This window comes from Lentibacillus cibarius (genome assembly GCF_005887555.1).
Lineage (GTDB): Bacteria > Bacillota > Bacilli > Bacillales > Amphibacillaceae > Lentibacillus > Lentibacillus cibarius.
On sequence record NZ_VCIA01000001.1, the window covers coordinates 1,359,617 to 1,372,106 of the forward strand.

The 12,490-nt window shown below is 41.6% G+C and carries 11 protein-coding genes and 1 pseudogene; 2 read left to right on the forward strand and 10 right to left on the reverse strand.

The features are described from left to right. Nucleotides 1-87 precede the first annotated feature (87 nt). The 3 genes and pseudogenes from FFL34_RS06470 to FFL34_RS18185 form a co-directional block, all read right to left on the reverse strand. Nucleotides 88-1,025 (reverse strand): annotated as a pseudogene (locus FFL34_RS06470) (nucleoside hydrolase). Between the two features lie 247 nt (nt 1,026-1,272). Then, a complete protein-coding gene (locus FFL34_RS06475; protein WP_138602555.1) occupies nt 1,273-3,597 on the reverse strand; it encodes a PepSY1/2 domain-containing protein in 2,325 nt (774 codons plus the stop codon). Nucleotides 3,598-3,860: 263 nt separating this feature from the next. Continuing rightward, nucleotides 3,861-4,766, reverse strand: a complete 906-nt coding sequence (locus tag FFL34_RS18185) for a hypothetical protein (protein ID WP_171046302.1) — start codon at nt 4,764-4,766, stop codon at nt 3,861-3,863. 94 nt (nt 4,767-4,860) lie between these two features. On the opposite strand from FFL34_RS18185, the gene FFL34_RS06490 reads away from it, so the two are divergent. After that, nucleotides 4,861-5,280, forward strand: a complete 420-nt coding sequence (locus tag FFL34_RS06490) for a hypothetical protein (protein WP_176960977.1) — start codon at nt 4,861-4,863, stop codon at nt 5,278-5,280. A gap of 18 nt (nt 5,281-5,298) precedes the next feature. Further along, the gene (locus FFL34_RS06495; RefSeq protein ID WP_138602562.1) at nt 5,299-5,736 is read left to right on the forward strand and encodes a hypothetical protein; all 438 of its coding nucleotides are present in this window, start codon (nt 5,299-5,301) and stop codon (nt 5,734-5,736) included. Nucleotides 5,737-5,936: 200 nt separating this feature from the next. On the opposite strand, the gene FFL34_RS18190 is transcribed toward FFL34_RS06495, so the two are convergent. From FFL34_RS18190 to FFL34_RS06525, 7 genes are all read right to left on the reverse strand, one after another. Further along, nucleotides 5,937-6,083 (reverse strand): hypothetical protein, encoded by a 147-nt coding sequence (locus FFL34_RS18190; RefSeq protein ID WP_171046303.1) that lies wholly within the window; start codon nt 6,081-6,083, stop codon nt 5,937-5,939. A gap of 163 nt (nt 6,084-6,246) precedes the next feature. After that, the gene (locus FFL34_RS06500; protein WP_138602564.1) at nt 6,247-7,227 is read right to left on the reverse strand and encodes an aldo/keto reductase; all 981 of its coding nucleotides are present in this window, start codon (nt 7,225-7,227) and stop codon (nt 6,247-6,249) included. A 233-nt stretch (nt 7,228-7,460) separates the two neighbouring features. Then, complete coding sequence (locus FFL34_RS06505; protein ID WP_138602566.1) at nt 7,461-7,820, reverse strand: hypothetical protein; 360 nt, start codon at nt 7,818-7,820, stop codon at nt 7,461-7,463. A 652-nt stretch (nt 7,821-8,472) separates the two neighbouring features. After that, entirely contained in the window at nt 8,473-8,730 is a 258-nt protein-coding gene (locus FFL34_RS06510; RefSeq protein WP_138602568.1) for a hypothetical protein, read from the reverse strand. Between the two features lie 1,015 nt (nt 8,731-9,745). After that, nucleotides 9,746-10,711, reverse strand: a complete 966-nt coding sequence (locus tag FFL34_RS06515; RefSeq protein WP_138602570.1) for a carbon-nitrogen hydrolase family protein — start codon at nt 10,709-10,711, stop codon at nt 9,746-9,748. A 17-nt stretch (nt 10,712-10,728) separates the two neighbouring features. Further along, a complete protein-coding gene (locus tag FFL34_RS06520; protein WP_138602572.1) occupies nt 10,729-12,237 on the reverse strand; it encodes a sodium:solute symporter family protein in 1,509 nt (502 codons plus the stop codon). A 1-nt stretch (nt 12,238) separates the two neighbouring features. Next, nucleotides 12,239-12,484, reverse strand: coding sequence for a hypothetical protein (locus FFL34_RS06525; protein ID WP_138602574.1), 246 nt, complete (start codon nt 12,482-12,484; stop codon nt 12,239-12,241). Between the last annotated feature and the right edge of the window lie 6 nt (nt 12,485-12,490).

Sequence of the window (12,490 nt, forward strand, 5' to 3'; positions counted from 1 at the left end):
TGCCAGGCACTATAACTATTCTGAATATTCGAGGTGCCAGGCACCCCAACAATTGCGAATGTTCACTATTTTTGAAGTGCCTGGCACCTAATAGGTTTGCAAAGCGTCTTTGAATAGTTTCCAAAATTTGTCTTGGTCTAGTTTATAGGCAAAGTGGACGTTCGGTTCTTTTTCTGTTACGCCTAGTCGGTCAACAATGGTCATACCATATGTGTAATCGCCTTTCGTTTCGATATCAACATGGACATGTTCAAAAGAAAATATAGAAGGATCGATTAAATAAGCTACCGTACACGCATCGTGGATCGGGGCGCCGTCGAAACCGAAAACATCTTTGTATGTTTTGGAAAAAAACGTCAATAAATCAACGACGAATTCGGCCACTGGGTTTTCTATTTTTGCTAATTCATTGGTTATTTCTTCGGTAGCTAAAGCCTGGTGTGTGACGTCTAAGCCAAACATAGCTATAGGAACACCACTCTCAAAAACTATTTTTGCCGATTCTGCATCAGCCCAAATATTAAATTCTGCAGCAGGTGTCCAATTTCCAAACGTTCCACCGCCCATTAACGCAATTTCTTTCATTTTAGGAATGATGCGTGGTTCTGTTCTCATCGCCAGAGCTATGTTCGTAAGTGGTCCTGTGGGCACTAACGTGATATCGTTATCAGATTGCATGATTTTATCGATGATTACCTTCACCGCACGATCTTGGATTGGTTCCTTCGAAGGCGTATCCGGAAGCTGCGGGCCATCCATACCACTTTCACCATGAATTTCTTTAGCAACCTCCATTTTTTTAACTAACGGCTTGTCCGACCCTTGTGCTACAGGTATATCATCCAAATGGGCCTTGTCACAAACCTTCAAAGCATTTAACGTATTTTTTCCACATTTATATTCCCCGCCACGGTCGTAATCGCCTCTATGTTAAGATTACTCTGTTTCGAACCGGCTAGTAGAATAGCCATTGCGTCATCATGTCCCGGATCACAATCCAGAATGACTTTCCTCTTATTATCCATTCGTCATACCTCCTCATTTAATTATAATCTTAGATTGGAGAAGGTGCCAGGCACTTTAACAATTCTTAATATTCACAATCATCGAAGTGCCTGGCACCTTCATAATATTCGCAATAATAAAAGTGCCTGGCACCAAAAAAGCTGGCACCAAAAAAAGCCCTGCAGAGAGTTGGGTTCTCTGCAGGGCTTTCGCTAGTTTTCTTCTTCTGCTTCCCGTGGTCGTTCGGGATGTGTCGGGATGCTACCTCTAGTATCGAGGTCTGATGTCGTTATCGAACATTCGTTTTACTAATTGGGTGTTCGATACGGCTAATTCTGCTAGTGTCGTGTTATCTTTTGGCTGGAAGTTGTTGCTCTCGTCACCTTGAAGAAGTCCGAGTGCTTGTGATAGCGCGACATAGCCTTTATAGTCATCATCAATAGCGTTGGCGTCCGCAAAATCGAGCTTATACAGATCACCATGTTTGGCTGCTGCATCCAGTCCGAGTGTACGGATATACCAAGCTGCAAGTTCTTGCCGTGTTAGCTTTTCATCAACCGGGAATGTATCCTGTTGGGTGTTAATAATGCCCCGGTCTGCTGCCCGTTCCACAATTTGATACAAGTCATCTCCAGGCGCGATGTTGTCAAATGTTTGCTCTTGTTGTTCCCCTGAAGGTCCACCCGGTCCAGGCATAGTAACATTAGGCATTTGTGTCAGCGACCGCACGAGCACGTTTAACGCTTTTCCTTTAGATAATGGGGCGTCCGGCTTAACGGATTCCGGATCATCCACTTGAATAATTCCCGCTTTGATCATAAAGTTAAGCTCGTCCTCTGCCCATGGATGCGAAACCTCAATATCTGAACCTTCTTGCCGGTTTGGCAATCTAGGGTCATCCATCCATTTCCCTTTAATAGCGTCATACGTTTGTGTATCATGACCAAGGTCCGGCTGGTAAATAAGCTTGTATTCGCCATCACCTGAACTAACATTATAAGGTACAGGATTTACCGGATTCGCCTTTAATGCTTGCGGGCTCATGTAAACAAGCGACACGCCCAGGTCTTCAAGGAAATCTTCTCTAGCCTGTTTCTTATCCACTGCATCCTCTTTAGACGGCCATTCTTTCACCGCTTTGGTATCGGCATTGAACATGATCACTTTTCCATCTTCAGCAGAAATGCTCACATGAACGTCATCACCGATTACCCGGATACCGTCATGAACGCGTGGGAATTGAAAGCTATAGGCCCCATCCGATGAGACGTCTTCCGGTTTAACTACCGGTTCGGCGTACTGATTGAGTTTTGAAGGGGCGTACTCCTTAATCGCCTCCACCGCTTGATCCAGCGCTTCCTCAGACGATAAGTTTTTCTCAACATCTTCCCCATCATTCATGCGCAGTTGATAAATGTCGTGGTATTGCACTACTTCCCCGTCGGCTTTATTAATGGATACACTTGAGCCAAAAGTAGAAGAACCGGTTTGATACGAATAATTTACGCTATAAACCGTTTGGCCGCTACGATTTTGCCTTTCCCGGACGGATTCAATTCGCAGTTTTGTATCGTCATCGTCATTCTGCAAAAGTTTTTCCGCTCGTTCTTTCGCTTCATCCTTGGAAATCGGCTCAGATTCTACATCTGCCGGTTCGTCCTTTAGTGGTTTAAGGTCATCAGCTTCCGGAATGTCCTCAACGAATTCACCATTGACGCTGAATTTCCCGTCTGTAGCGTGAATGCCGGTGACAGCCGGATCGAAATTATACATGAGTTGGGCTTTGGCACCTTCACTTCTTGAGTCAACGACATAATGAAGGCCAAGCTGGATGTTGTCTTTTATCCGTTTCAATGCTTTCTCTTGATCAAACGTTTGTTTAGGGTCTTCATATGAGACGTCTTTTGATGGATTCATTCCTTTGTGCACGCTCGAAATCTCACCGTTTCCGAGAATGGTAATCGTCACCGTGTCACCTGCAACCGGAATGTCTTGTTCCAGCCGCTCATACTGAAAACGATATTCAATCGGTTCCGTTAACGACTGATTCGTCGGCATCAGGCGAGAGATCGAATCGGTCTGATGGTACGTTGCATCGTCGGTTAACTGATCGACGACGGAACTCGCCTTTGATTGGGCTTCATCCTTGGAAACTTTCGCTGGAAAGAGCGCTTCTTTTTCATGGGGTGTTCGGTAGTTGAAATGTTCTAGGTGTAAATCATCTCCAGCAAACGACGCACTGGCATGCATACGCTCTCCATCGACTTCTTTGTTGATAGATACCCTGTATTGAACGATTTTTTCATCCTGTCCTTCCGGGTAACGATAGCTGGTTCTGACGCGGACATCATCTTCGCCTATTACATCAAATTGGCCAGGAGCCACCGCTTGTAACCTATCAATCAACTTTTTAACATCAACTTCCTTGTCTGCATCGGATACTTCTACCACTTGTGTACTATTAATGTGGTATTGCCCCGCCGGAGACTGTTCAGCTTGCTCAGCAGGTGTTGCTGCACTGGCGGCAAGCGGCATCCCCGCTATCAACAATGAAGCAGCAAGCGGCGTGACTCCTAATCTGTTAAACTTCAAATCCTTCCCCCCTATAAAAGTTAGTAAAATTTCTTACATTTGCCATTCTAGGCGAAATCTTGCAAATATGCAATGGGGGATGGTGCTGGTGCCAGAGGGGTGGTGCCAGGCACTTTAACTATTCTGAATTTTCATGGTGCCTGGCACCTCAGCTACCACCCTGCATAAGATTTCTCTCACGCAGCGCTTCTCCAAATCACACCTTCCAACATTCAATCTTGCCGAACAAATTTTCAGAATAATCTAAGTGCCTGGCACCCAAGCTAATCCGCCAGTTTATGAACGGACCAAACAGTTCCGGATGGTGATGAACCGCCTAAATTAAGATTGATGTTTAGGCCTTCTGCTTGGTAGTATAAGCCGATGACATCACCGGCGTTTAACATGACATCACCAGTCAGGGTAACGGTTCCGTTGCCTAAAACAGCTCTTAATGTTAATAATGTGACACTAATGTTAAGAACAGGGAACAGTCCCGAAACCAGATCCGTTGTAGTTGGGGATTTTTTCCGGACAACAAAAGCCGGATTCACATTTCCTCCAATGCTGGCGCCGACTGCAGCGGTTGTGTTATAACTAATAACTGCCTTGATTGTATACCTACCCGACTCTGGAACTGTATAATCACCGGTTGCAGGATCGAATCCTGTTCCATTAAAAAAGTTACCTGATACTGTCCAATTTCCCAATTGTCCACTGCTGCTAATGCTGGAAGGTTCCCTTTTTGCAGAAAACCCGGTTGCTGCCACATTGGGTCCAGGTGGTCCTTCTGGTCCTTGTGGCCCCTCTGGTCCTTGTGGTCCTTCTGGTCCTTGTGGTCCCTCTGGTCCTTGGGGTCCCTCTGGTCCGGGTGGTCCAGGTGGCCCGCCTTCCATGGACATAATTTCAATAACTTGGCCCAACTTATTATCCAAAATACCTTCTTTTTGCAATACGATATTTAGTGTATTTTGAACGGTCTCATTCGTTTCTAAGATTTCCGGTAATGTCGCATTTGGACTTAGCCCCTGAAGGGTACCCAGCGTATATTGAATTTTTTCCGCCTCAGCATTTATAACGTGAGCCAGTCCCAATTCTTCCATCGCTATGGAAGCCAGAAGCATATTTATCACATCATCCCGAGTCATTGAAATTTCGGGATTAATATCCGGAATATTGGCTTGTGACATTGACATCCCCCTTTTTCATTTCCATTACCATGGAGGTTGATTCCCATTGACTTCTGGAAGCTATTGATAATATTTTTATAGAGGGTGACCATACATGTCGATGCCGAATATTCCGGATATTACGCCCGAAATCTCTTTGAACAGGTGTGAAGCGATAAACTTAACGCTGACTTCCATTGCCTTGGAAGAAATAAGCTTATCTCACATACTGAACGCAGAAGGGGAAAAAGTACAAGGCATGATTAACAAAGCATGCAGCTTCGATGATTATCTGAAAACAAATGAAAGCATGCATGCCACACTCCGGTCAATCATTAAATCGCAAATGCTGCTGCAATTTAAACTCGAGGATGTCATTACGATCAATAAAGATAGCAGCCAGCATAGGTGCGAAAAATGCATTAAACAATGTCGATATCATGGAACCAGTTATTGTAAATGCAGTTCGTTGGAAAATTGTCCGTATTGCTGCAGTTTCCGACAGTATAAAAAACAGGATAAATCATCTAAATAATGACTGGGGGGTGGCCCCATGAGTGCGGATGACCATGATTGGGAAAGTTTATTCGCAGAAAGTGAAGCAGATTATTTGGATGCTCTAAGTATTTATATTTGTTTTTTGACCAATTATTTACGAAACCTTTGGACGATAGATAATAATGATGAGAGAGAGGAAGCAGAAAATCAACTGATGGATTCCCTCGTGTTAACACAGACACTGCACTTTCATCTGCTGCAGCGTAAAATGCTTCTTGATACCAATTTCCAACGGGATGATGACTTTTTTAATGCACAAAATTTGGCGGGTTCCCTGCAAGAACTAAAAAAGGCGGTTGAAAAACACACCTTTACTTCACAATACACCAAATCAAGATGCCAACAATTTTTAAAACAAATGACACTATATCATCCATCCATCAAAATCATCCAAAAAGACACGGATATCCCACCACCCTGGAAGTCGGTATAGGTGCCAGGCACTTGCACAATTCAGAATAGTCTAAGTGCCTGGCACGAAAAACCGCTCGACAATACAATCACCCCAAAAACTTGAAAAAAAGCACTAAATTTTTGTATAATATAAATATAATTATAATATAATGAAAAAGAGAAGTGCGCTAACACTTCTCCATACAACTGCACCGTAAGGGGGCGGTTGTCTATATGCGTTTATTTATTGTGTGAACCACCCTTTCGCTTCCTACGGCTCAGGGTGGTTTTCTTGTTTTCTAATATGTTTTTCCGAAAGAAATATGCACCACTCTCCCGCATGATCCCCTTCAGAACTTCACGAAGAAATTCAAGAAATGTTTCCATGATTATCACCTCCTTTCCTAAAACGGAAAGAAGAGCGACAACCAACCACCCTCACAATATTCAGCTGCATTTCAATTCTATCATATTTTTAGATTAAATATGTGAATTTTTAAAAAGTCACTCCAGAGATTTCTCTCCACTGTACCCGGCAAGTGCCTGGCACCTATTCAAACCCCACTACCGGGTGTGGTATGTATGGTTCTTCTAAGTACGCTACCTCTTCTGGTGTAAGCGAAACGGAAAGTGCGTCGACTGCATCTTCTACATGAGAGATTTTTGTGGCGCCGACAATCGGAGCTGTTACCGTTTCTTTTTGCAGCAACCAGGCAAGCGCAATTTGAACACGGGGAACGCCATGTTTCTCCGCAAGTTCGGAAACCCTGTCAACAATGGCTCGATCGGTTTCTGCTGTCGGATCATATTTACTTTTTTGCATTTGATCCGTTTTGGAACGATACGTCGATTCCGCCCAATCACGCGCCAATCGCCCTGATGCAAGCGGACTATAAGGGATAACGCCGATGTTTTCCTCTTTACAAAGCGGCAACATCTCCCTTTCCTCTTCACGGTATATAAGGTTCAGGTGATTTTGCATGGATGCAAATTTGGTCCAGCCATTTTTCTCAGCAATGTGATTGGCTTTTTGAAACTGCCACGCACTCATCGAAGAAGCACCGATGTATCTTGCTTTCCCGGATTTGACGACATCGTGCAATGCTTCCATCGTTTCCTCAATCGGGGTATGCTCATCCCAACGATGAATGATATAGAGATCTACATAATCGGTTCCAAGACGCGAGAGACTTTTATCGATTTCACTCATAATTGCCTTCCGGGAGAGGCCACTGCCATTTGGTCCATCATGCATCTGATAATAAACTTTTGTGGCTAGGACAATTTCATCCCGATTCGCAAAGTCCTTTAACGCCCGGCCCAAAAACTCCTCACTAGTCCCATCTGCATACATATTCGCCGTATCAAAGAAATTAATGCCCAATTCCAACGCCTTTTTAATAATCGGCCGGCTTTTTTCCTCGTCAAGCACCCACTTATGATACCAACGCGCCGCTTCACCAAAACTCATCGTCCCTAAGCAAATGCGCGATACATCTAAACCAGTATTCCCAAGTTTTACATAGTCCATTTTTTACCCCCTCTTATCTAGTGCCTGGCACCCACACAATTCAGAATTATCAAAGTGCCTGGCACCCCCGATTCTACCATATTATATGTGAATTTCTAAAAAATACTGTAGAGTTTAAACTATGTCGGTGCCTAGCAGCTAAAAAACAAAAGCCCTGCAGAGATTTCTCTCCACAGGACTTTCCCTAAGTGCCAGGCACCCGCACAATTCAGAATTGTCAAAGTGCCTGGCACCTAGCGGACCGTAATCCGCAAATTTTTACCAGGGTACTTCTCTTTTAGCTTCTCGTGATATTTCTCTTTCAATTGATCTTTTGTTTCTGACTCTGTGTCCTTTTCCATTTCAATTTCCATCTTTACTATACTGTCATTATCCTCAACGTAACCACTTTTGACGTGTTCTTCCTCTAATAATTCCGCTGATAAGTCCCGATCTAATTCACCCTGCAAGTCTTCTTCTACCTGGTCTAATTTTTCCGTCACCTCATTGTTTTCCGCCTCCTCATTGTTTTCCGTCTCCTCATTATTTTGCGAGCATGCGATTAGCGAAAAAGTGGTTACAATCGCTACGAAAACGAACTTGAATCTAGTCAAGATGCACTCTCCTTTTTTATACTTAGCTTGCCATTATTTGTTAATGTTATACATTCGTGCCAGGCACCCACACAATTCAGAATTGTCAAAGTGCCTGGCACTACACTCCCATTTGTGGGCTTTTAAGGTCCCTCAAAAATATCTTTTAGCGCTTGTCAACATGATGTATTCATGATATTCTTTATCTAGATAGTATTTATGTTTAGATTGCCTTGTCGCAATCAGAGAGACTATATTATATAGGTTACTGTTTCATTTAAAGCACATAATTTTTATCTTCCCGCATATGATATAACATGTTTAGATTGCCACGTCGCAATCAGAGAGACCCAATCATAACGATTGGGGTTTGAAGAAAGACCATTCCAATTGGAGTGGTCTTTTCTCATGGCCTCTTTTCACCTATAAAAAACTCCTTCTGAGGTGGAGAAGTTGTGTTACCTGACACCGTGCCCATCTAAGCGTTCTTTTTTTGCATATAGAGGCGCTGGGCTCCCTGCCTTAGTGTTCCGGCAAACTAAAACGGGATGTTCAGCAAAGCGGCGCCATCCTCAAGCTGAATTCCCTCAATATTGTTCGTAAATTGTTTATGCGCCTGGCATCCAAACTAACGGGGGGCTTGACCACAGGAACCTCACATATAAAGTATTTATTATCCAAATAATGCTTGAAGAAAAGAAAATTTATAAATAAAAGTAAATAATCCTATCCCAATACCAAATATTGCGAACCCCCTGTTGTATTGTTTAAATAAACCTATAATACCTATTACTATTGCTAAGATCCATACTGGCAGCAAAAGCCATCCAAAAAGCGGGATAAGACTAAATACGAATCCAAGTATAGCTAGTGAAATTGAGACAACTGCAGCGGTATTTGACCTTTGTTCTACGGCAATAACCTCACTCATTATCAAAACCCCTTTCATCTTTAAATATATAATTGGCATGATATGCTTCATTTATTCAAAAATGATTTTACTTTTTAGTACACAAAAGTAAGCTTTATCGGGAAAAAAGAAACATTTCACAAACGCTTGCCCCAACTAAAGAAACAGGGGGAGGAGCTCCCTCGTTGTTCATCCCCTCTTATGGTCAAAAATTGAGTGGAACATAATAATAATATCAAGTTCCTTGGTTTTTCAGGTTTAAGCCTCGATTTTTCCCGAGCGGGTTTTGCAATATTCAATAATCTTTCGTTCTCAATAGGAGGTTTTTCGTTATTACCTAAGTGTCTTCCACTATTACCGGGGATATCTTCATTATTTCCGAATAAAAAGGTCCGCAAATAATCATTAAAGGTTCGCACGAAAACAAGCCTGTGATTTGAGTGCTTCATGGGCTGTTTTCGATTTTCAGTGTCTTAATATGAATGATTATATGGCAAGGTTCGCATATTCACGAAGTAGGTTCGCACGAAAACGAAGTAAATTTTCAAGATTTTCGGGACAATAACAAAAACGTACATTGGTATATATAGGGATTGGAACACTTTTGAACTTAATTATCTGGCTTAGGTTCTCATATTAAAAACTTAGGTTCGCACGTTTACATTTATGTACTAACTAGGACAATATAGCTATCATACCTATACGATTGCTGGACTCTTTATGTTAATTAGCTTATACGGGTGATGTTTTCCATACTGGCAAGCACCCATATTCGGCCAGCATTTTGAATCCCGCGATCAGTTTTCTTCTCGTACAGCAATCTGAATAACACGCTTTTTAAAATCGAGAATCTTTATTACCAATACTTCATGTACCCTTAGTCCACAATATACCAAATAACGATACCACATCTTCCTCAACGCCTCCATTTGCTCTTCATAAGAGGAATCGATATAAGTCATCGTTGTTTCAATACTTTCAATGAAACAAAATAAATTGTGAATAGGCAACTGCTATTCACAATTTATTTACCCAGTTATTCAACTGACGAGAAGTCAATGAGTTCTCTATTTTTTTTATTAAATTTAACGTCAAAGCCTTCCGGATATGAATCTTTCCCGGTTACGTCTACAGACGCTTTACGTTTCGGAATTAAACTAAAATCAAGGTCAGCGTATACGGTTCCTTCTTTATCATATAATGGGCCTGCTAGATATTCACCACTTGGAGAGATAATAGCACTTCCGCCAAAATAATCCCAGCTTGCATTACCAATTGAATCAATACCTTTTTCGTCTTTGGGAACATAAAATGAGGATGCAATCACAAAACACTGCCCTTCAAGCGCATAGGCTTTGCTTGCTGTTTCAATAACTCCTTTATTCGATCGGCCGTTTTCAAAAATTGGCCACCCAGGCCATGAAGCACAGTGAATCTGCTCACCTTGAGCAATTAACCCATATTTCAGCATTGGTTGTAAGTGCTCATAACAAATAAGTCCTCCAACACGGCCTGCTTCTGTATCGACAACATTCAATCCGTTTACATCTCCTCGAGTATGGAACATCTTTTCCCTGTTTGAAGGAAATACTTTACGATGAACATTTAATATTTCTCCATCAGAGCCGATTGTGACTAGTGAATTAAAGATAACGCCATCATAATAGTCGATAACCTCGTTAATACCTGTAACAATTATGATCTTATTTTCTTTAGCAGCTTTTTGTAGCGAACTTAAATCTCCCTTTTCTATATTCACACACTCAAGTGTGAAATCAGCCAAATCTTCTTCCCATCTTGAAGGTTCCTTAAAATCAATGGACCAATTCGGATATGCCGGGATAAAACACTCAGGAAATACAGCAATATCCGCATAGTTATCTGCTGCCTCTTTTACGTATTCCAGCATTTTAGTTATTGTTTTTTTCTTATTAAACGGAAAAACTGGAGAAATTTGTACTGCTGCTGCTTTTATTTTTGGATATGACAGTTTTTCGCTCATCTTAATCTCCCCTTATCTTAGTTAATATTTTTTATATAACTACTTGTCTTCTTTCCATCCCCATATAATTTTGAAACAAGGGTATCGTGAAATTCGTTTTGGATCGCCGAAGTTTCCCTGCTATCCAGAAGACTTCCACCGAAAAAGACAATACTAGCGACTATAATTCCTGATGCTGCAGGTCCCATTGGAAGAGGTGAACCAAGTACATAAACTAATGTTAGAACTAACTCCCCAGCAATGATACTTACTATTGCAGCCACTGTGCTTGCTTGTCTCCACAACAGAGGACCTATTGCAGCGGGCACAAGCTGTATAGAGATAGCAAACCCTAATGAAGCAAGTGGTACTAAGAAACCTTGCGCTGCCGGCAGGAATGAAAGTAAAACAATTAAACCAGTCAATGCTAAAACAGCTGTTTTTCCAATAACAGTTATTTGTTTAATTGTTAAATCCTTCTTAAAGAAACGAACATAAATATCGGTTACCAATAAACTGACTGATGATAGCAGCTGACTGTTAATAGTTGAAATACCAGCTGCCAAAATTGCTGCTACCACAACAGACCCAAACATAGGAGCATAGTTTGAGAAAAATACCGGAATAATTTGATCACTGTTAGCAGCTGTTATGCCAGGAACCAAACCAGGATAATGTGCTAGAATTCCAATGAACAGGGCTCCGCAGGCCATTAACCATGAATTCCAAAATGGAGTTATTACTGATGTTTTCGCCAAAATCATTGGTGATTTGGCAGAGTAGAATTTTTGCCACATATGAGGCATCACCCAATAACCTAAGCCTAATCCAAGAGCCGTATCAAAAATACCCCAGAAATCGCCATGATTCGTTAAAGTCTCAGGTGCAATATCCTCTATCGACTTCAGTGCATTTATTCCACCAGTATTCATAAAGAAGATTGCCGTAATAAAAATTAGTACAAAGCCAAAGAAGAATCCCATAAATGTGTCAGCCCATGCTGCTCCTCGTCCACCACTCAACGTTACGATAAGACCAACGAAGGCACCCATGATTAAAACACCTATCCAATATGGAATTTCTTCCCCCGTCAAACTGTTTAAGGCTGAAGCACCGCCAGTCACCTGGATCAACATATAAGGAACCAAACCAATGATGCCTATTACAGCAAATAACAGACGTAACGTACTACTTTTATAGTATTTTTCAATTAATTCACCGGGAGTCACGAAATTGTACTTCTTCCCCAAGTACCATATTCTTGCACCAAAAATCCAAATAAACATCGCATGCACAATTGCCCAAGCTGCAAAAGCAATAAACCAAACGCCACCCCTATAATATGAACCAACTGCTCCGAGTAATGTCCATGTGCTAAAGAAACTAGCACCTGTCGTCATGACCATAACAATTGTTCCAAGACCACGATTCGCCAGATAGAAATCATCTGGGGTAGAAATATTCGAACGAGAAGCCATAAATGAAATGGACAATAATATGATCAAAAATATTGTAAGTACAATAATGGTAGTCGTTGTCGAAGCCATGTTATTCCCCCTTTTTCTCTTCATCTAATAACTCTTGTTCAGTTCTTAAAGCAAACGGTTTAAAGAATTTTTTATAAACGTAAACTACAACAATAGTATTAATCAAGTTGATTAGCAAAACCCAAAATAATGGCAATGGCAACGGTCCTATCCAGATTAGTGAATTGAACACTCCTAAGTTTGGTAAAAAAGTTAATGCATAAAGAATAAAGAAAACCGCTAACGTGTTCCTGTGTTTTTTCTGCATGAATAT